20 protein-coding genes are annotated in these 18,994 nt (G+C 73.6%); 10 read left to right on the forward strand and 10 right to left on the reverse strand.

Annotated elements, in window-relative coordinates:
- Nucleotides 1-86: 86 nt before the first annotated feature.
- Entirely contained in the window at nucleotides 87-629 is a 543-nt protein-coding gene (locus IE331_RS02335; protein WP_192140096.1) for a dihydrofolate reductase family protein, read from the reverse strand.
- Nucleotides 630-754: 125 nt separating this feature from the next.
- Between IE331_RS02335 and IE331_RS02340 the strand changes: the two genes are divergently transcribed.
- Nucleotides 755-967 carry a hypothetical protein gene (locus tag IE331_RS02340; protein ID WP_192140097.1) on the forward strand — a complete coding sequence of 71 codons (213 nt, stop codon included), beginning with the start codon at nucleotides 755-757 and terminating at the stop codon, nucleotides 965-967.
- Nucleotides 968-1,045: 78 nt separating this feature from the next.
- Nucleotides 1,046-1,759, forward strand: coding sequence for a hypothetical protein (locus tag IE331_RS02345; RefSeq protein WP_192140099.1), 714 nt, complete (start codon nucleotides 1,046-1,048; stop codon nucleotides 1,757-1,759).
- Here the strand turns inward: IE331_RS02345 and IE331_RS02350 are convergent.
- Nucleotides 1,743-2,195: an SRPBCC family protein gene (locus tag IE331_RS02350; RefSeq protein WP_192140101.1), complete on the reverse strand. Its 453-nt coding sequence runs from the start codon at nucleotides 2,193-2,195 to the stop codon at nucleotides 1,743-1,745. The genes IE331_RS02345 and IE331_RS02350 overlap by 17 nt on opposite strands.
- Before the next feature lie 75 nt (nucleotides 2,196-2,270).
- Between IE331_RS02350 and IE331_RS02355 the strand changes: the two genes are divergently transcribed.
- Both IE331_RS02355 and IE331_RS02360 read left to right on the forward strand, forming a co-directional pair.
- Nucleotides 2,271-2,825 carry a GNAT family N-acetyltransferase gene (locus tag IE331_RS02355; protein ID WP_192140103.1) on the forward strand — a complete coding sequence of 185 codons (555 nt, stop codon included), beginning with the start codon at nucleotides 2,271-2,273 and terminating at the stop codon, nucleotides 2,823-2,825.
- 36 nt (nucleotides 2,826-2,861) lie between these two features.
- The gene (locus IE331_RS02360; protein ID WP_192140105.1) at nucleotides 2,862-3,767 is read left to right on the forward strand and encodes an NAD-dependent epimerase/dehydratase family protein; all 906 of its coding nucleotides are present in this window, start codon (nucleotides 2,862-2,864) and stop codon (nucleotides 3,765-3,767) included.
- A 76-nt stretch (nucleotides 3,768-3,843) separates the two neighbouring features.
- Here IE331_RS02360 and IE331_RS02365 read toward each other — a convergent pair whose 3' ends face one another.
- On the reverse strand, nucleotides 3,844-4,344 hold the full coding sequence (locus IE331_RS02365) for a hypothetical protein (protein WP_192140107.1): 501 nt from the start codon (nucleotides 4,342-4,344) through the stop codon (nucleotides 3,844-3,846).
- A gap of 407 nt (nucleotides 4,345-4,751) precedes the next feature.
- Here IE331_RS02365 and IE331_RS02370 point away from each other — a divergent pair, with 407 nt between their 5' ends.
- Nucleotides 4,752-5,306: a hypothetical protein gene (locus IE331_RS02370; protein ID WP_192140108.1), complete on the forward strand. Its 555-nt coding sequence runs from the start codon at nucleotides 4,752-4,754 to the stop codon at nucleotides 5,304-5,306.
- 106 nt (nucleotides 5,307-5,412) lie between these two features.
- Here the strand turns inward: IE331_RS02370 and IE331_RS02375 are convergent, their stop codons facing one another.
- From IE331_RS02375 to IE331_RS02390, 4 genes are all read right to left on the reverse strand, one after another.
- On the reverse strand, nucleotides 5,413-5,595 hold the full coding sequence (locus IE331_RS02375) for a PspC domain-containing protein (protein WP_192140110.1): 183 nt from the start codon (nucleotides 5,593-5,595) through the stop codon (nucleotides 5,413-5,415).
- 96 nt (nucleotides 5,596-5,691) lie between these two features.
- The gene (locus IE331_RS02380) at nucleotides 5,692-6,618 is read right to left on the reverse strand and encodes an oxygenase MpaB family protein (RefSeq protein ID WP_192140112.1); all 927 of its coding nucleotides are present in this window, start codon (nucleotides 6,616-6,618) and stop codon (nucleotides 5,692-5,694) included.
- A gap of 176 nt (nucleotides 6,619-6,794) precedes the next feature.
- On the reverse strand, nucleotides 6,795-8,000 hold the full coding sequence (gene serA, locus IE331_RS02385) for a phosphoglycerate dehydrogenase (protein ID WP_192140114.1): 1,206 nt from the start codon (nucleotides 7,998-8,000) through the stop codon (nucleotides 6,795-6,797).
- Between the two features lie 70 nt (nucleotides 8,001-8,070).
- Nucleotides 8,071-8,754, reverse strand: coding sequence for a TetR/AcrR family transcriptional regulator (locus tag IE331_RS02390; protein WP_192140116.1), 684 nt, complete (start codon nucleotides 8,752-8,754; stop codon nucleotides 8,071-8,073).
- 132 nt (nucleotides 8,755-8,886) lie between these two features.
- Between IE331_RS02390 and IE331_RS02395 the strand changes: the two genes are divergently transcribed.
- Nucleotides 8,887-9,585, forward strand: coding sequence for a hypothetical protein (locus IE331_RS02395; protein ID WP_192140118.1), 699 nt, complete (start codon nucleotides 8,887-8,889; stop codon nucleotides 9,583-9,585).
- A 39-nt stretch (nucleotides 9,586-9,624) separates the two neighbouring features.
- Here IE331_RS02395 and IE331_RS02400 read toward each other — a convergent pair whose 3' ends face one another.
- Both IE331_RS02400 and IE331_RS02405 read right to left on the reverse strand, forming a co-directional pair.
- A complete protein-coding gene (locus tag IE331_RS02400) occupies nucleotides 9,625-11,256 on the reverse strand; it encodes a DNA repair helicase XPB (protein ID WP_192140120.1) in 1,632 nt (543 codons plus the stop codon).
- A gap of 49 nt (nucleotides 11,257-11,305) precedes the next feature.
- Complete coding sequence (locus IE331_RS02405; protein WP_192140122.1) at nucleotides 11,306-13,321, reverse strand: helicase C-terminal domain-containing protein; 2,016 nt, start codon at nucleotides 13,319-13,321, stop codon at nucleotides 11,306-11,308.
- Nucleotides 13,322-13,405: 84 nt separating this feature from the next.
- Here IE331_RS02405 and IE331_RS02410 point away from each other — a divergent pair, with 84 nt between their 5' ends.
- From IE331_RS02410 to IE331_RS02425, 4 genes are all read left to right on the forward strand, one after another.
- A complete protein-coding gene (locus tag IE331_RS02410) occupies nucleotides 13,406-14,155 on the forward strand; it encodes a PP2C family protein-serine/threonine phosphatase (protein ID WP_192140124.1) in 750 nt (249 codons plus the stop codon).
- A gap of 66 nt (nucleotides 14,156-14,221) precedes the next feature.
- A complete protein-coding gene (locus IE331_RS02415) occupies nucleotides 14,222-14,713 on the forward strand; it encodes a hypothetical protein (RefSeq protein ID WP_192140126.1) in 492 nt (163 codons plus the stop codon).
- Between the two features lie 142 nt (nucleotides 14,714-14,855).
- On the forward strand, nucleotides 14,856-15,800 hold the full coding sequence (locus IE331_RS02420; protein WP_201930934.1) for an ATP-binding cassette domain-containing protein: 945 nt from the start codon (nucleotides 14,856-14,858) through the stop codon (nucleotides 15,798-15,800).
- Nucleotides 15,797-16,615 (forward strand): ABC-2 transporter permease, encoded by an 819-nt coding sequence (locus tag IE331_RS02425; protein ID WP_192140128.1) that lies wholly within the window; start codon nucleotides 15,797-15,799, stop codon nucleotides 16,613-16,615. The genes IE331_RS02420 and IE331_RS02425 overlap by 4 nt, the downstream gene beginning before the upstream one ends.
- Before the next feature lie 60 nt (nucleotides 16,616-16,675).
- On the opposite strand, the gene IE331_RS02430 is transcribed toward IE331_RS02425, so the two are convergent.
- Nucleotides 16,676-18,817: a S8 family serine peptidase gene (locus tag IE331_RS02430; protein ID WP_192140130.1), complete on the reverse strand. Its 2,142-nt coding sequence runs from the start codon at nucleotides 18,815-18,817 to the stop codon at nucleotides 16,676-16,678.
- Nucleotides 18,818-18,994: the final 177 nt, after the last annotated feature.

Consider the following 18,994-nt stretch of genomic DNA (forward strand, 5'->3'; position numbering starts at 1 on the left):
ACGCTAGACCCTGCCGGAACCCGGTGTCATCGGGTCGGGGCCGCCGAAATTCTCCGGCTTGCTGCTGGCTTCCGACCGGGGTCCCGTCAGGGGCGGAGGCCGTAGGTGAGCACGGCGTTTCCGGCGCTGGTCGTGGTGCCCTCCAGCAGCGTGAGCCGGGTGAGCGGCACGGACTCGTCAAAGAGTCGTCGTCCCTCACTGGTGACCGCCGGGTGCACGGTCAGGGTCAGGGCGTCGACGACCCCGGCCACGAACAGCGACCGGACGGTCTCGACCCCGCCCACCACCGCGATGTCGCCCTCACCGGTCTGCTGGAGCCTCCTGACGTACGCCACCGGGTCGCCGTCGACGACGGTGCTGTTCCAGCCGGGGTCGGCGCCCAGCGTGCTGGTCACGACGTGCTTGCGCACCGGGTTGATGAAGGAGCCGAACGGGTCGTCGGCGGTGGGCCAGTAGTCCGACCACTCCTGCCAGAGCTTGCGGCCGATGACGACGTCGGTGACGCTCCCGATCGACTTGCCCATCATCTCGCCCTCCTCCGGGCCGAAGGCGTCGAACTGGAAGCGGTCCGGCGACTCGACAACGCCGTTGACGGAGGAGAACAGGTGGGCGGTGGTCCTGCGGGTCATGGTGGTCTGCCTTCCGAGTGATCGTGTGTGCCGGGGTAGACCTCGGCGGACTCCGGAAGTCATCGGTGTCACGAGGACACCTGATCCGACCTCCGGGGACGGCACGGATCGGGGAGGATGGGGTCGTGTCCGAGACCATGTCCTGTCCGAGTTGCGGCCACGACGACCTGACGGCCGGCGTCATCGTCGGCCGCTCGCCGGGGGTCAAGTTCAAGGCCAGCCAGGGTCTCGCAGGGGACCTCACCGGCACGCCGCTGACCAGCGGGGTCTTCAACCACACCGCCCCGGCGCGCCGGTGCGGTGAGTGCGGCACCGTGGTCGTGCTGCCGGAGCGCTGACCGCCGGCGGCACCGACTCCGCCACGCCCCTTCCTCGCCAGCGGTCGCCGTCGCACACTGGACGCGAGGAGGAAGACCATGGCGCTGCGCGTCCTGCGGGTCGGTGTGGCCGTGCTGCTGGGTGCCTCCGGAGCACTGATCTGCGCTGCGTCGTGGCAGCGCTGGGCTGACGCCTGCCCGTGGGGTGAGCGTCAGGGCGCCCCGTGCGACGGCCTCCAGGACCACCGCTACGACTTCGTGGCCCCGACCGCACCGTGGGAGCCCGTCGGCGATGCCGCGCTGCTGGCCGGGTGGTCCCTGCTGCTCCTCGCCGTCGCCTTCGTGGCGCTGCCGTGGGCCCTCGCGGGTCGACGCCCGGGCATCGTCTCCGCCGTGGCATCGAGCTGTGCCGTGCTGGCCATGGCGGCCGTGGGCGTCGCCACTGTGCGCTCGGCGCTCACCGGCACCCCGGTCGACCCGATCGCCTCCGAGCTGACGGTTCCCGTGTGGTACCTGGTGCCGCCGGCGCTGCTGGCTCGGTTCGCGATCGCCGGCCGCGGCTGGGGCCGGGTGGCAGCCGTCTGGCTGATCCTGTCGACTCCCCTCGTGGCCGCCCCCACCTACGCGGTGGGCCCCTACGACGCACAGCCATGGTGGGAGGCGGTCTCCGGCCTGTTCATCGTGGCCGCCTCCCTGTGCCTGGTGAGTGCCGCCGCCTTCGGAACGGGCGCCACACCTGGACGAACGCCGACACCGATGCCTCCCCGGACCACGTCGGCGGCGCCGCGCTCTCCCGTCAGGGGGTCGACCTGATGTGCGCCGACAGCCGCTGCAACGACTCCGTCCAACCGCTCGTGTGCAGCGCCAGCCGCGCCTCGGTCGCGAACGGCCCCTGCCGCACCGACAGTTGTGTCCGGCTCCCCATGTCCTCGAGGTGGATGCTGACGACGGTCTCCCGGTCATCGGGGTCGGGGTCCTCCCAGCGGAAGCTGTAGGCCAGGCGGCTCGGCGGTTCGACCTCGAGGAACTCGCCGACGAGGTGGAACAGCGAGCCCTCGGGCGGCTGCATGCCGAAGCGGTAGCCCCCGCCGACGTACAGGTCGATCCGGACCTCGGGCGTCGTGAACCCGGCCGGCCCCCACCACTGCGCCAGCTCGACCGGGTCGGTCAGCGCCCTGAAGGTGCGCTCGCGTGTGCCGTCCAGCATGCGGCTCAGCTCGAGCACCCACTGGTCCGCCGTACTGGTCATGGCGCCAGCCTCTCGCGGTTGCCGGGCCCTGAGAAGCGAGGTTCCCGGGCCGAGGCGAGGGTCTACGCTGCGAGCATGCTGGTGGGACGGTCCGTCACGCTGCGCCAGGTCCGCGAGGCCGACCTGGACTCGCTCTACGACGCCCATGCCGACATCCGCAACCGCGGCGCGTTCTTCCCGCTCGGGGTCATGTCGGAGACCGCCTTCCGGGGCCAGTACGCCGAGCACGGCTACTGGCAGCAGACCGAGGGGATGCTGGTCATGGTGTCCCCGGAGGGCGAGATCGCCGGCCACATCGAGTTCTTCCGCCCGGTGTCCTACTGGGATGCGTTCGAGCTGTCCTACCAGCTCTATGACGACCGGTACGCCGGGCGTGGGCTCGCCACCGAGGCGGTCCGGCTGCTGGTGGACTACCTGTTCGACACGAAGAAGGAGCACCGGATCCAGCTGGTCATCGTCGGGGAGAACGCCGCCTCCCGTCGCATCGCGGACAAGTGCGGCTTCGTGGAGGAGGGAGTCGCCCGAGGGGCGTTCTACAACGGCGGCCACAACCAGGACGTGGTGGTGTACTCGCTGCTCCGGACGGACCCGCGGCCCTGGCACGCGGCGTCCGGCGATGACCGGCCGTGAGGGAAGTCTGCGGCGGCTCCTGTGGTTGAGCGGGGCATGCGCATCTTCTTCACCGGAGCCAGCGGCAAGGCCGGCCGGCACGTCGCGGCCCACCTGGCCGAGCAGGGCCACCAGGTCACCAACGCCGATCTGGTCCCCCTCGGGCACCCGGACGTGGCCGACCTGCGGGTCGACCTCACCGACGCGGGGCAGACGTACTCCGCCATGGCTGGGCTGGCGACCATGGACGAGCTGGACCTGCCGCGGAAGCCGTCGTACGACGCCGTGGTGCACTTCGCCGCGGTGCCGCGGATCCTGCTCGCCCCCGACGCCACGACGTACGCCACGAACGTGCTCAGCACCTACAACGTGCTCGAGGCCGCGACCCGACTCGGTGTCGGCAAGATCGTGTTCGCCTCCTCGGAGACGACGTACGGGGTCTGCTTCGCCCAGGGGGAGCGGCGACCCGACTACCTCCCCGTCGACGAGGACCACCCGACGGTGCCGGAGGACTCCTACGCGATGTCGAAGGTCGCCGGCGAGGTGACGGCGCGCTCCTTCCAGGCCCGCACCGGCGCCGACGTGTACGGCCTGCGCATCAACAACGTCATCGAGCCGCACGAGTACGCCGAGCTGTTCCCCGCCTTCCTGGCCGACCCGTCGCTGCGGCGCCGCAACATCTTCGCCTACATCGACACCCGCGACCTGGCTCAGATGGTGGAGCGTTGCCTGGAGGTCGACGGGCTCGGCTACGAGGTCTTCAACGTCGCCAACGCCGACATGTCCGTCGCCGGGACGACCCAGGAGATCCGCGATCGCTTCTACGACGGGGTGGAGCTGCGGCGGGAGATGGGGGAGCGAGAGACGTTCTACGCGATCGACAAGGCGCGTGAGCTGCTCGACTACTCGCCCGAGCACTCGTGGCGCGACGTGCTCGCGGACCCCGACGACCGCAGCCGCTGAGCGGCGCGTTCGGCGCAGGCGAGCACTAGACGATTCGGGTCGCCCCGTGCACCAGCGCGTCCAGCTCAGCGCTCGGTTACCTTGCCGCCGCGAGGCAGGTGTCGTCGACGTTCTGGAATCGAGCGCCGGCCTCGGGCACCCACTGCGCCAGCTCGGTCGGGTCCCCGTCGTCGAGGCGCTGGTGCAGCCCGGTGACTGCAGAGTTGAGGTAGCCGAATGCCGACTCGGCTCCCCTCTCGATGCGGCTGGCGCCGCCATCACCGGAAAGGCTGCTCTGGGTGCCGGGTCCGACTGCCTCCCACCGTTCGAGCGATGCGAGGTCCCGGTCAAGGTCGTTGAAGTGTCGGCTGACGTCCCTGTCGCCTGCTGCCTCGGCGCGGCCGACTGCCTCCTCGGCCTCGCTGAGGACCGTGCGCAGGGCAGCTCGCTCGACGAGCCAGGTGTCGCAGGCGCCGTTGACGCGTCGCTCATCGGCCCCGCCGAACCATGCGAGCGCCGAGCCGAGTACGAGGGCAACGACGACCGTAGCGACGAGGGCTCGTGGGGGCGCGGCGCGCGTTCGACGGGTCCGGGTCACGCGGGCACGCTACCGGCGATCGCGGGTCGGCACTGCGAGAACGACCGGCCGTCCTCGCGCCGGCCCGCCTCGGGGACTGCGGGGACGTCACCCGGTTGTGCTGTGGCTCTCGCGGTGTTCGGCACCGACTGGCGGACCTGGGTCAGTGGCATGAAGAACCGATGACAGAAGCGGGCAAGGGTTGGAGGCAGGTCGCGGCCGACATACGTGCCACCTGGAAGAAGGGCCTCGCCTTCGTCGTGGCCGCGGTCTGGGAAGGACCCGATCGCGGTGGTATGACTCACTCCGTCCTCCACCCTCAACGGCGACGGCCGGACTCGTATCCAGGACCTCCCGGCAGGCCCCCTGAATCCCGGCGGACCGGCCGGGGAGCCCAAAGCGGCAGTTGGTGCTGCCACTCTTCGTGTATGAGCCGGGATCCCGTGGCCGCGAACGCCGAGCAAGTCGGTCAGGTGCCCTCGTGGGTCAACACCGCGGCAGGGATCGCCGCGCTCCTCGGCGGCCTGGCCTGGCTGGTCAAGGGCACCGCGATCCTCGCTTTCGACGAACAGCCACCGCTGCTGCTCGAGGTGGCTCCGGTCTTCTACGCTGCCGCGCTGATGGGGCTCGGGCTGACGCTCTCGCGACGCGGCCGCCGACGATCCGCGGTCGTGGCCTTGGGTTCGATCTCGCTCCTGGCAAGCCTTGTCGGGGTTGCGACCGAGCTCGCGGGCGGCGTCCTGGGGGCATCTCTCCTGATTGCGGCGCTCTGCCTGGTCGTTGGCCTGATTGCGCTGGGCCGACGAGAAAGGGACCGAGCCCATCGCCTCGGATGGATCATCGGCCTGAGCATGACCCCCGCCCTGGTCGTCGGCGGTGTGCTGTCGGAGTGGGACGAGCGGCTGCTGGAAGTACCACTGGTCGGTCTCGCCGTCCTGTGGATCTGGTTGGGCTGGACCCTGGCCCGCTCGGCGCCCGCCTAACCTCTGTCAGCCGTTTCGGCAGCTACTAGACGATTTCCGTAGGACCGGTGTCCGGCCAGACTCGGTCCAGGTGGGAAAGGCCTACGCCTCTCCAACGCAGTCCCGGTCACTCCTCGTTTGGCATCAACACCCACAGGGCGATGTAGACGACGAACTGCGGCCCGGGCAGCAGGCAGCTGAGCACGAAGAGGATGCGGACGGTGTTGGGGGTCATCCCGAAGCGTCGGCCGAGGCCGGCGCACACGCCGGCGATCATGCGGTCGCGGGGACGGACGAGAGAGGAGTTCATGCCCCCACGGTCCCTCGCCGCCCAAGCGAAGTCACGGGTTCCGAGCCTGAACCAGGGTCGGTTCAGGGTTCCACCCGAGCCTGGCGGCGGGAGTTGTCAGGCGCTGTCGCGGAGCGCGGCCTTCTCCTGAGCGGACGCACGCCCGGGAGTCATCGCCCAGCGGATCGCCCGGGTCATGACCGCCCCGGAGGCGCGACCGGCGGTGCGGTCCACGGCAGGTCGGTCGGGCAGCCCGAGCGGCTCACGGGTCCACTGCGGCATGGTCGCGACCGCGGCCAGCGCCAGGGCGGCGTACGCCGGCCGGGCAGCCCGGGGCAGGGGCGGGTCGCGAAGCAGGAAGTCGATGGCGTCGCGGGCGTGCTCGGAGCCGGCCAGCTCGGGGCGGTAGGACTCCAGCGTCGCGGCCAGCGCGGCCTCGGTGTGCGGCGGGTCGAGCACCCCGAGCCGCCGCGCGACCTTGGCGGTCTGTGCGACGTACTCGTCGCGCCCGGCCTGGTCGAGCGGCGCGGCGCCGTACAGCTGGTGGGCACGCAGGAAGCTGTCGATCTCGGCCACGTGCACCCAGGCGAGCAGGTGCGGGTCCGAGGCGGCGTACGGCGTGCCGTCGGGCATCGTGCCCGTGATCCGGTCGTGGATCCGGCGGATGGTGGCGATCGAGGCCTCGGCGTGCTCCGCGGTCCCGAACGTGGTCACCGCGAGGTAGGTGCTGGTGCGGGCCAGCCGGCCCCACATGTCGCCGCGGTAGCCGGAGTGCTCGGCGACGGCGGTCATCGCCTTGGGGTGAAGGCTCTGCAGCATCAGCGCGCGCATCCCGCCGACGAACATCGAGGCATCACCGTGCACCCGGCCGATGGGGGAGTCGGGGGCGAACCAGCGTGGACCGGGCGTGCCGTGGATCCGGTCCCGCTGGGCCGGGCCCTGGGGGCCGGCCACGCGATGGAAGATCGCCGCGCCGAGCCGCTCCCGGACGCCGCTGACCAGCTCGGTGACTCGCGGACCCGCTGGCCGCTCGGCGAGGCTCATGGGCTCCATCGTGCCCGGCGGCACCAACCCACGCCGGCGGGCGCTGGCTCAGGCCCGGGGGGCAGGCCAGGGCTCTCAGGCCACGGGCTCAGCCCACGGGCTCGGGCGAAGGGCATAGCCCAAGGGCACTCAGCCGGGGGGCGGGCTCGGCCGTGCGGGGCTCGGCCGTGCGGGGCTCAGCCGTGCGCGGGAAGGGCGCGCAGCAGCAGCGTGTGCTCCATGTCCCGCAGCTGGGAGAGCACCGACTCCTCGAGCTCGCCGGAGACGTCGGTGACGACGTACCCGCGCTCGCCGCGGGTCGAGAGCGACTGACCCAGGATGTTGACCGCGCTGTCGGCGAGGATCAGGTTGATCCGCGCCAGCACGCCCGGGACGTTGTCGTGCAGGACGGTCAGCCGGGCGCTGCCCGGCTCCCGGGCCGGCCCGACCTCGGGGAAGTTCACCGACAGGGCGGTGCTGCCGTGCCTGACGTAGGAGTCCAGCTTGCCGGCGACGAACTGGCCGATCTCCTCCTGCGCCTCCTGGGTGGAGCCGCCCACGTGCGGGGTGAGGATCACGTTGTCGAGGCCGCGCAGCGGCGACTCGAACGGGTCGCCCTGCGCCTTCGGCTCGACCGGGAAGACGTCGAGGGCGGCGCCGGCGATGTGACCAGAGATGATCCGCTCGCGCAGCGCCTCGGTGTCCACCGTCATGCCACGGGAGGCGTTGATGAACAGCGCCCGAGGCTTCATCTGGTCGAACAGCTGCGGGCCGAAGAGCCCGGCGTTGCCGGGTCGGCCGTCGACGTGCAGCGAGACCACGTCGGCGACGGCGAGCAGCTCCTCGAGGCTGCCCATCCGCCGGGCGTTGCCGTGCGCCAGCCGGTCGGCGATGTCGTAGAAGACCACCCGCAGCCCCAGCGCCTCCGCGACCACCGAGAGCTGGGAGCCGATGTTCCCGTAGCCGACGATGCCGAGGGTCCTGCCGCGGACCTCGTGGCTGCCGGCGGCGGACTTGTCCCAGATGCCGTCGTGCATCCGGGTGGTCTTCTCGGCCAGCCGGCGGGCGAGCACGATGATCTCGCCGATCACCAGCTCGACCACGCTGCGGGTGTTGGAGTGCGGGGCGTTGAACACCGCCACGTCGGCGGCCGTCGCTGCCGGGAGGTCGATCTGGTTGGTGCCGATGCAGAACGCGCCGACGGCCATCAAATCGGGCGACTTCTCCAGGACCGCCTCAGTCAGGTGGGTGTTGGAGCGGATGCCGAGCAGGTGCACCCCTGGGAGGGCGTGCACGAGCTCCTCCTCCGACATCGAGCGCGACCGCAGGTCGACGTCGTAGCCCGCCTCCTCCAGACGCGCCACGGCCGTGGGGTGGATGTTCTCCAGCAGCAGCGCCTTCATGCGCCCAGCCTAGGGCCCGGCACGGTGGAGGCCGGACCGTGTCGAGCATGCGAGAAGGCCGCCCGTGGGCTCACAGGCCGAGCACGTCCGCCTCCCGCTCCACGAGTACGCCGTACAGCGCGTCGGCCGGCTCGAAGCCGCCGGTGAACTGGCCGTTGAGCTCCAGCGTCAGCAGGCCCACCAGTCGGGCGAACGCGGCCGTCAGGTCGAGCATCCGGGTCCGGTCGACCTCGAGGCCCAGTGCCTCCGCGGCGGCGCCGAGCTGGCCGCCGAGCTCCCCGCCAGGTCCGCGCCGGGCGGCGGAAGGGCCGGCGGAGGGGCCGGCGGCCGCCGGGAGGCAGAGTGCCCGCACCACGCGTCCCGCCGGCGCGATCGTGGCCTCCGGTGCTGCGTAGCCGGGGATCGTCGAGCCGTAGATCAGCGTGAACCGGTGCGGCTCGGCGGTGGCCCAGGCCCGCAGCGCGAGACAGGTGTCGATCCAACGACGACGGGCGCCGCGCCGGTCGGGTGCGCCTGCGGCCTCGAGGACCTCCGCCAGGTCGGCGTAGGCGTCGACGATCAGGTCGGTGAGCAGGTCGTCGCGGCTGGCGTAGTAGCGGTAGATCGCGCTCGAGACCAGGTTCAGCTCCCGGGCGACCGCCCGCAGCGACAGTGCCGCCGCGCCGGACTCGGCGAGCTGGGCGAGAGCCAGCTCCTTGATCCGGACGATGTTGTCGGCGCGGGCTTGCTGGCGGGGGGTGGGTCCGGTGGGCACCCGGCCATCATGCCACGACCGAGAGCGGCAGTCACTTGAGAGAGCACTGCTCTTGCAATTCGGAGAAGTCGGGTGCAGACTGAGCTCACCGCAATCGAGAGCAGTGCTCTCTCAAACCACACAGGAGTCGTCATGTCCCGCTTGTCCCCACCGGCCGCCCCCGCCGTCTTCGCCGCCTTCGTGCTCTCCGGGCTGGCCCTGGCCGCCTATCCGGTCGTCCGTCCCTACGGCCCCGAGTCGGGCGCCGCCGGTGCCGACACCTTCGCCTCACCGGCGTGGCTGGTCGCCCACCTGCTCGCGGTGGTCGGCTTCGTCGCCCTGGCGTTCGGGCTCCGTGCCGCGGCGCACACCCGCCCCGAGGCCTGGCGCTGGAGCGGGCGCCCGGTGCGCGAGGCCGAGACCCGGATGTGGCTGGCCGTCGCCCTGCTCCTGCCCTACTACGGCGCCGAGGCCTACGGGCTGGGTGCCCTCGGCCGGCACGCCGTCGAGAGCGGCGACCCGAGTGTGCTGGCCGTGGCCGACGGCTTCCGCTACGCGTCGGTCGAGATCACCACCTTCGGTACCGGACTGCTGCTCCTGGTGCTGGTGGGTGCCCGACTCGGGTACGGGCTCTGGGCGAGCGGCACCCTCGGCCGGACCGGCGGCCTGCTGGCCGGGCTCGGCCTGGCCACGTTCCTGCCCCAGTTCTACGGCACACCGGAGCTGCGCATGCTGCACGGCGTCGTCCTCGGCCTCGGCCTGGTGCTCGTCGGTGTCACCGCCGCCCGCCGGGCCCCCGTCAGCTCCGCTGGCGCTCCGCGCGCTCACGCGTCGGCATCTGTGCCTTCGTGATGCCTCGCAGCTCGCCCGCTCCGCTGGCGCTCCGCGCGCTCACGCATCGGCATCGACAATTCTGTAGGCGTAGCCCTGCTCCGCCAGGAACCGCTGCCGGTTCTGGGCGAAGTCGGCGTCCACGGTGTCGCGCGACACGATCGTGTAGAAGTGGGCGGTCTTGCCCTCCTCCTTCGGACGCAGGAGCCGGCCCAGGCGCTGGGCCTCCTCCTGCCGGGAGCCGAACGAGCCGGAGACCTGGATCGCCACCTCCGCCGAGGGCAGGTCGATGGAGAAGTTCGCCACCTTGGAGACCACGAGCAGCCCGAGCTCCCCGGAGCGGAACGCCTCGAAGAGCCGCTGCCGCTCCTTGACCGGGGTCTCGCCCTTGATCACCGGGGCGTCGAGGGCGGCGGCCAGCTCGTCGAGCTGGTCGATGTACTGCCCGATCACCAGCGTCGGCTGCCCGGCGTGCTGCGCGACCAGTCGCCGGGTCACGTCGATCTTGTGGTGGGTGCAGGAGGCCAGCCGGTAGCGCTCCTCGGGCTCCGCGGTGGCGTAGGCCAGCCGCTCGCCCTGGGGCAGCGTGACCCGCACCTCGACGCAGTCGGCGGGGGCGATCCAGCCCTGGGCCTCGATGTCCTTCCACGGTGCGTCGTAGCGCTTCGGGCCGATCAGCGAGAACACGTCCCCCTCGCGGCCGTCCTCGCGGACCAGGGTCGCGGTCAGGCCCAGCCGACGACGGGCCTGGAGGTTCGCGGTCATCCGGAAGATCGGCGCCGGCAGCAGGTGCACCTCGTCGTAGACCACCAGTCCCCAGTCGCGGGCGTCGAGCAGTTCGAGGTGCGGGTAGACGCCCTTCCGGCGGGTGGTCAGCACCTGGTACGTCGCGATCGTCACCGGCCGGACCTCCTTGACCGAGCCGGAGTACTCACCGATCTCGTCGGGGGTCAGCGAGGTGCGCCGGACCAGCTCGTCCTTCCACTGACGGGCCGAGACGGTGTTCGTGACCAGGATCAGCGTGGTCGCCTGGGCGTGGCCCATGGCGGCCGCCCCGACCAGGGTCTTGCCGGCGCCGCACGGCAGGACCACCACCCCGGAGCCGCCGTGCCAGAACGACTCCGCGGCCTCCTTCTGGTAGGCCCGCAGCGTCCACTCGCTCTCGTCGAGGGCGATCGCGTGCGCCTCGCCGTCGACGTACCCCGCGTAGTCCTCGGCGGGCCAGCCCAGCTTGAGCAGGACCTGCTTGAGGTTGCCCCGCTCCGCGGGGTGGACCGCGACGGTGTCGTCGTCGAGGCGGGCCCCGACCAGGCCGGCGACCTTCTTCGACCGGAGCACCTCCTCCAGGACCGGACGGTCGGTGGAGGACATCACCAGCCCGTGCGTGGGGTGCTTCTCCAGGCGGAGCCGCCCGAAGCGGGCCATCGTCTCGGCCACGTCGACCAGCAGCGCGTGCGGCACGGCGTAGCGGGAGTGCTCGAGCAGGGTGTCGACGACCTGCTCGGCGTCGTGCCCGGCTGCGCGCGCGTTCCACAGCCCCAGCGGGGTGAGCCGGTAGGTGTGGACGTGCTCGGGGGAGCGCTCCAGCTCGGCGAAGGGCGCGATGGCGGTGCGGCAGGCCGCAGCGCCGGGGTGGTCGATCTCCAGCAGCAGCGTCTTGTCGCTCTGGACGATCAGGGGGCCGTCGTTCACCGCCCCAGCCTACGGAGGGGGCCGTGGCCCTCGAGACGCGAGGGACTCCTCAGGCGCCGTCGGGGCGGTCCGCCACCAGGCGGACCGCGGTGATCCGGTGCACGGCGAAGCTGCGCTCGCCGTCGGTGCGGTGGTCGTACGCCGTGAGCCGGCCGCCCTCCAGCCGGACCGGGTCCACGACCCGCTCGGTGGAGCCACCCTGGTCGTCGACGTACCCGATCCACACCGCCGACTCCGCCTCGATGGCCTGGCGCAGCATCGCCAGCGCGGCCGCCGGGGTGGTGCCGGTCGGGTCTGGGGGGCGCAGGTCGCCGGCCCGGTCGCCGGCCCGGATCGCCGACACCGCGGCGGTGATCCCGGCGGCGTTGCGGGCGGCGGCCCGGCCGGCGCCGCGGGTGCGGGGGGTGCGGGCGCGGTGCACGTCGGGTCGGGCGACCCGGACCGTGCCGTCCGAGGCCTCGACGACGGGGGCGGCGCCGATCTCGCGCAGCCGCGGGAGCAGCACCTCGATCGGGGTCGTGGAGATCAGCACGGTCGGTGCGATCCGCCGCAGCCCCAGCGCGCCGGCGCGACGGTCCCGCAGCAGCTCCTCGAGGGCGGCCGGGTCGTCGGCCCGCAGGAACGCCTCCGCGTAGCCGACCCGCAGGGTCCCGAACGTGCGCACGGTGTCGTCGACCAGGTAGGACAGCGCCTGCGGCACCGGGGTGCGGGAGATCTCCGCCAGGAAGTCGTGGATCTCCTGGCCGGACCAGCCGGCGTCGAGCGCCCGGCGCAGCGACCCGGAGGAGAACCGGTGCACGCTCGCGCCGCCCCGGGACTCGACGTCGGCCACCAGGTGCAGCCGGCCGGCGAGCTCGGGCAGCAGGGGGCCCGGCGCCACGGCGGTCAGGTCGCCCTGGAGCAGCACGTGGTCGAGGGGCTCGGGCAGCAGCGGGGTGAGCAGCTCGACGGCGCGGTCGCCGTCCCCGGCGAGGGCGGCCCGCCCGGCGGTGCTGATCGCACCCAGGCCGGTCACGCCCAGCACGGCGGCCTCCTCCACCGCCCAGGCGGCCAGGGCGTCCTGCGAGGCGGGCCGGCGCGGGCGCAGCCAGCGCAGCCGGGCCACCAGGGACGGCACGCCGGTGCCGGTCGCCAGTGCCGCGCCCGGGGCGAGGGCGGTCAGCTGTGCCAACGCGAGCAGCCGGGTGTCGACCGCGTGCGGGTCGACCAGGTCCGGCGCCAGGGCGTTGAGGACACGGCCCGAGGCGTCGCGGGCGCCGACCCGGCCCGGGATCCGGGCCGAGGACGCCCAGGTCCGGACCAGGTCGACCCAGCGCTCGGCGGCCGGCCGGCGGCACCACGCGTCGTACGCGTCGGTCGGGAGCCAGCTCTCGGGCAGCTCGCCCGGCGAGCCGGTCGCGAGCAGCCCGGCGGCACCGGCCAGCTCCACCAGGAAGGCGGCGGTGCGCTCCTCCACGTGCAGCAGGGCGGCCGTGCTCCGCTGGTCGCGGACGCCGAGGCCGCCGGACCGCAGCGCGACCGGAGGCTGGTTGCCCCAGGCGTCCAGCAGCACCTCGAGCCGGTGCACGGTCTCGAACGCGGCCCCGGCACCGGCCCGGTCGACCCGCTCGGCGGGGTGCTCGGTGACCACGAGGTCCGGGGGCCCGTCCAGCGGCGCCCCCTCGGGAAGGGTGCTGCGCGAGACCAGGTCGGCGACCACGCTGAGGGGTCGAAGCCCGACCGACGACTCCCACACGAGGGCGAGGTCCTCCAGGCGGCGTACGGCGTGCTCCACGGTCGAGGTCCCCGGCACCAGCGCGGGGACCTCGGCCCGGGGGGTCTGGCCGGCCGTCACCAGGGCGGACAAGATCGCCAACTCCCCGTGGGTCAGCCGGTCGAGGGCGCGCAGCACCGAGGCCCGGGTCGCCGCCCGCGAGGCGAGCTGGCCGGAGTCGTGCGGCGGGGGCGTGGCCAGGTCCGGGCGCGCCACCAGCAGCTGCGCGAGCCGGTCGTCGGGCCAGCCGCGCAGCTGGTCCGCCAGGGAGCGGGCGACCTGGGTGGTCCCGGTCGAGGAGGTTCCGGCCATCCGCTCCACGCTACTAGCCTGCGGGTGGGCCGCGGGCATCCTGTCCGGACCGGCCGCACCGATGGCAGCAGGGAAGGCAGGCCCATGGTCCACCTGGAGAGCGGTGCCGCGACTGACGTCGGGCACGTGCGCGAGGTGAACGAGGACGCCTGCCTGGCGGCCGACCCGGTCTTCGTCGTCGCCGACGGCATGGGCGGCCACCAGGGCGGCGAGGTGGCCAGCAGCATCGTCGTGGAGGAGTTCGCCCGGCTCGGCGAGGAGCGCTACGACGTACGCCGTGGGGCGGCGGCCGTGAGCGGCGCCCTGGCCGAGTGCCAGCGGCGGATCCAGGCCTACACCGCCGAGCAGCGGGCCTCCGGCGCCCGCGAGTGGCGCACCGGCACCACGGTGGTGGCCGCGCTGCTCTGCGACGACGCCGGCCCCGGTGAGGAGCGGTGGCTGGTCGCCAACCTCGGCGACTCGCGTGCCTACCGGCTCGAGGACGACCGGCTCGCGCAGCTCACCGTGGACCACTCGCTGGTCCAGGAGCTGGTGACCGCCGGCGAGATCGACGAGGGCGAGGCCCGCCGGCACCCCGCTCGGCACGTGGTGACCCGGGCCCTGGGCGGCGAGGCCTTCTCGGCCGGGCCGGACCTCTTCGAGCTCCCGCTGGGGCCCGGCCGCCTCGTGCTCTGCTCGGACGGGGTCAGCGGCATGCTCTCCCACGCCGAGATGGCGCGGATCGTCGGTGCCGCGGACCGGGCCCGGGACGCCGCAGCCGGTCTGGTCGAGGCCGCGCTCGCCGCCGGTGGTGAGGACAACGCCAGCGCCGTCGTCGTCGATGTGGTGGGATGACCGGGACCGGGGAGGGGGCGCCCTCGTGCGCGACCCCGGTCACGACGAGGATCAGGGGGCAGCGCCATGACCCACGCCCACGCGGAGGGCAGCCGGGCCACGCGGTCCTACCGCCCGGGGGACTGGTTCGCCCTGTTCGGCGAGCGGGTCGGGGTGCTGCTCCCCCCGGAGCTGAAGGCCCGGGTGGCCGGGCTGTGGGAGCTGGCCCACGACGGTGCCGGCTTCGACGAGGTGCTCGACTCCCTGATCGTCGACGGCCTGCGGGAGCTGCCGGCGTTCGTCCTCCTGGGCCTGGACGAGGGACCCTCCAGGATCCTGCTCCGCGGGGCGGCCTGCGCGGAGCTGGCGCTGCGCGACGGGGGGACGGTCGTCCTCGACGGCCGGGACGCCTCCACCTGGGTCGAGCGGTCGCTCACGGACGTGGTGGCCACCATGCTGCTGGTCGCGGACTCGTGGGAGAGCTCGCACTTCGCGATGAACGACGGCCTGGTGCGGGTCTCCCGGGTGGACCAGCCGGCCCTGGTGCCGCCGTGGCCGCCTGCGATCCCGTCCCGGTGACGGCCGCGCCGGCGGCTCCGGCCCAACGGTGCCGGCGGGTCTGACCGCGCCTGCCCTCGCGTGTGGCGTGTCGATCCTGCCTTCCGGTGCCGGGCACGAGACGCTGTGGCGCGGCAGCGACGACGAATGAGGGGGACCGCTGATGGCGGTGATCGAGGCCCGGGGCCTGGGCAAGAGCTACGGCGGCAAGCCGGCGGTGACGGACCTGTCCTTCGACGTCCGCCCCGGCACCGTGACCGGCTTCCTCGGCCCGAACGGGGCCGGCAAGTCCACCACGATGCGGCTGATGCTCGGGCTGGACCGCGGAGCCGGGAGCACGACGTTCGACGGCCGGCCGTTCGACACCATCCGGCAGCCGATGCGCGAGGTCGGGGCGCTCCTCGAGGCCAAGCCGTTCCACCCGACCCGCACCGCGCGCAACCACCTGCGGGTGCTGGCGGCCGGACACCGGATCCCGGACCGCCGGGTCGACGAGGTGCTCGGGCTGGTCGGCCTCTCCGAGGTCGCCCGCAAGAAGCCGTCGACGTTCTCGATGGGCATGGGCCAGCGGCTCGGCCTGGCGGCGGCGCTGCTGGGGGACCCGCACACGCTGATCCTCGACGAGCCGGCCAACGGCCTCGACCCGCAGGGCATCCGCTGGATGCGCGACCTGCTCAAGCGGCTGGCCTCCGAGGGGCGCTCGGTCCTCGTCTCCAGCCACCTGCTCAGCGAGATGGCGCTGATGGCCGACGAGCTGGTCGTGCTGGGCCGGGGCCGTCTGATCACCCACGGCCCGGTCGCCGAGCTCACCGGCCGCAGCGCCGGCAACCGGGTGCTGGTGCGCACCCCGCAGGCCCGCGAGCTGGCCTCCTTGGTGGGCGCGCGGCTCGCCGGCACCGGGTCGGTGCAGGCCACCGACGACGGCGAGGTGTCCGTGACCGGGCTGAGCGCCCAGGAGGTGGGCGACCTGGCGTTCGAGCACCGGATCCGGGTGCACGGGCTCACTGCGCAGCAGGCCTCGCTCGAGGACGTCTTCCTCGAGCTGACCGGTGGGGACGAGGAGTTCCGGGCCCGCGGCGCGGGCCACCACGAGGGAGGACGGGCATGAGCGACGCGTTCGCCTACGAGTGGCGGCGGATCACCACCCTGCGCTCGACCTGGTGGCTCAGCATCGGAGCCGTCGTCCTGGGGGTCGGGCTGACCTTCCTGGTGGCCATGGCGCTGCGGCTCTCGGGCGCCGAGATGGTGGCCGAGGCGATGTCCGCGGACGACTCGCTGATCGTGCTGGAGATGCTGACCACCCAGTTCTCCAACTTCGACCCGATGTTCTACCTGGTGGCCTACATCGTCGCGATCATCGGGATCTTCAGCTGGGGGCACGAGTACCGGCACGGCATGATCCGGGCCACCCTGACCGCGGTGCCGCAGCGCCGCGCCGTGTGGACCGCGAAGTACGCCGTCGCGGCCGGCTGGACCGCCACCGTCGTCCTGGTGACCTGCCTGCTGTCCTTCGCCGTCGCGGCCCTGTGGCTGGCCGGTCTCGGGCTCGACGTCGACCTGCCGGCGCTGGCCGCGGCGGTCGTCCGCCGGATGGGCTACACGGTGCTGCTGACGTGGGTGGTGATGAGCCTGACCGTCCTGGTCCGCAACCAGACCTTCGCGCTGGTGGTGATGTACCTGTGGCCGATGGCCATCGAGACCGTGGTCAAGGGCATCTTCACGATCCCGGGCCTCAGCGAGCACCGGGAGCTGACCCGGTTCCTGCCGTTCAACGCCGGCGGCCGGATCATGCAGCGCGAGCCGTCGGCCGACGCGGTGTTCGGCGACCCCCTGAACGCGGTCGGTGGCCTCGTGGTGTTCGGCCTGTTCGCGGCGGTGCTCATGGTGCTGGCGCTCGCGCTGTTCGAGCGCCGCGACGCCTGAGCGCGGGCCAGCGACGCCTGAGCGCGGGCCAGCGACTCCTCAGCGTGGGCCAGCGACTCCTCAGCGCAGGGCGACCGGGAGCCGGACCCGGGTGCCGTCGGCGCCGCGCCAGGTGACCCACCCGGAGTCGGTGTCCCCGGCCCGGCCGGTCGGGGTCACCCGCACCCGGAACGTCCGGGTCTCACCCGGGGCGATCCGGACCGCCTCGGGGGTGACCGTGACCCGGTGCCGGTCGAAGCCGGAGGCACCCGAGGAGAAGTACGTCGGGCGGTCGGCCGTGCTGGTCACCCGGCGGGTCAGCGTGACCGGCCGGGAGCCGATGTCGGCGAGCACCGAGGGCAGGTTGAGCCGACCGGGCTCCCCGGCCTCGAGCGCGCGACGGTAGGCGCCGGACGGGACGTCGAGCACCAGGCCTGGTGCGGTCGCACCGGCCCTGGGCGCGCCGGCGCCCTGGCGCAGGGTGGGCACGTCACTGGGGACCCGACCGGCGGAGGTCATCAGGGCGGAGCGGACCCGCGCCGCCGACCACTGGGGACGGTCGCTGCGGAGCCGGGCGGTGAGGCCGGCCACCTGGGCGGTGGCGGCCGACGTCCCCGAGGTCAGCGCCCAGCGGGCGCCGGTCTCGGGGGAGCTGGCCGCGAGCAGCCCCGCGCCGGCGGCGACCAGGTCGGGCTTGAGGGCGGCGCCGCCGGGGTCGCCGCCGGCGGAGCTGCCGAGCACGCGCGGCCGGGTGCTCGACGCGTCGGTCGGGACCAGCCGGGCCCGCACCACGCCGTCCCGCAGCCGCGCCCGCAGGGTCTCGGCGGTGCCGACGGCGACGTGCAGGGTCGGCACAGCGTGCAGGTCGGCCGACAGGTCCTGCGGCTGGGTGTTCGTGAGGACCATGCCGAGGCCGTCGGCGAGGTCCACCGCGGAGGACTTGTCGACGCGGGCGACCCGGCCGCGCTCGCAGACCACGATGCTGTCGGCGGCCCGGGCGGCGTCCAGCGAGCCGGGCACACAGAGGCGGGCGTCCTCGCGGCTGCTGCCGGGCGCCGGGATCTGCTCCCCGCGCACGACCCGGGCCGGACCCACGGGGCGGCCGCCGGTCGTGACACCGGGCATCACGGTGCCGTCGGTCAGGCGCAGCTCGCCGGGCCGCGCGGGACCGGTCGTGCCGCCCACGGTCGTCACCCACGGCTGGGCGTTGCCGGCCCGGGGGAGGTCGTTGCCGGCCGCCGCCACCACCGCGACGTCCGCCTCGGCGGCCCCGAGCAGCGCCAGGTCGACGGTGTCGAGGTCGCTCGACCCGGTCACCGCGACCGAGAGCACGTCCACCCCGTCGGCCGTGGCCTGGTCGATCGCCGCGACCACGTCGGCGGTGGAGCAGCCGTCGTCGTCCGGGTCGGGGGCCGACCAGCAGGCCTTGTAGACCGCGATCCGGGCCCGCGGGGCGACACCGGAGAAGCGACCGAGGTCCTCGCCGCCGGACAGCGCCGACACGTCGGCGTTCCCGGCCGCCACCGAGGCCACCTCCGAGCCGTGCCCGTCGTCGTCGTACGGCGACTGCGAGGCCGAGGCGCTGAGCCGGTCGGCCCCGAACCCGGCAAGGTAGTGCCGGGCGCCGAGGACCTTGGCGGAGCAGTCGCCGCCGGTCCAGCCGTCCACGGCGGGGCAGGAGCCGGTGAACCCGTCCGGGCGGCGGCCGAGCCGGCCGGTCCCGGCGAACACCGGGCTGTCGGGGTGGATGCCGGTGTCGACGAAGCCGATCACGACGCCCTCACCGCCTGAGCCCTGTGAGCCCCCGGGGCTCTCCGGGTCGCCGGGCCGGAGCGCGGGAGCGGCCGCCGCGGCGACGTCGGTGCCGGCGACCGGACGGACCCGGGACGGCTCGACCCGGGCGACCCCGGGCGCGACGGCCAGACGGGCGGCCTCGAAGCGGGTCAGCTCGACGGCGAAGCCGTTGAGGGCGGTGGTCCAGCGGTAGACCGGCTGGTCCGTCTCGACCCGCTCCAGGACGGCGTCCTGCTCGGCGCGCAGTCGCGCCGCGTCGACGCCGCTCGTGCCCCCGGAGGTGCCTGGGCCGTCCAGCGTGACGAGGTAGAGGCGCTCCCCAAGCGGAGACTCCGAGGCGGCGGCAGCGGTGGCGGCGGTGGGCAGGCCGCCCGCGACCACGGTCGAGGCGGCCACCAGGGCAGGCAGCCAGCGGAACCGCTCCCACATGTGCCCACCCCCTTTCCTCGGCCCTGTCCGCACCGCACCGGTGCCCGCGCCACGCAGCGGCGAGGGGACAGTCTGGCCCAAATGTCCCAGCGTGGCACCCGGATCGGCACGAATCAACCGGCCGGTGACCGGCCGCCGGAGGGTGGCACCCGATCGGTCCGGTCCTCGTGCCTAGGC

It is taken from the genome of Nocardioides donggukensis (assembly GCF_014842875.1).
Taxonomy (GTDB): domain Bacteria; phylum Actinomycetota; class Actinomycetes; order Propionibacteriales; family Nocardioidaceae; genus Nocardioides; species Nocardioides donggukensis.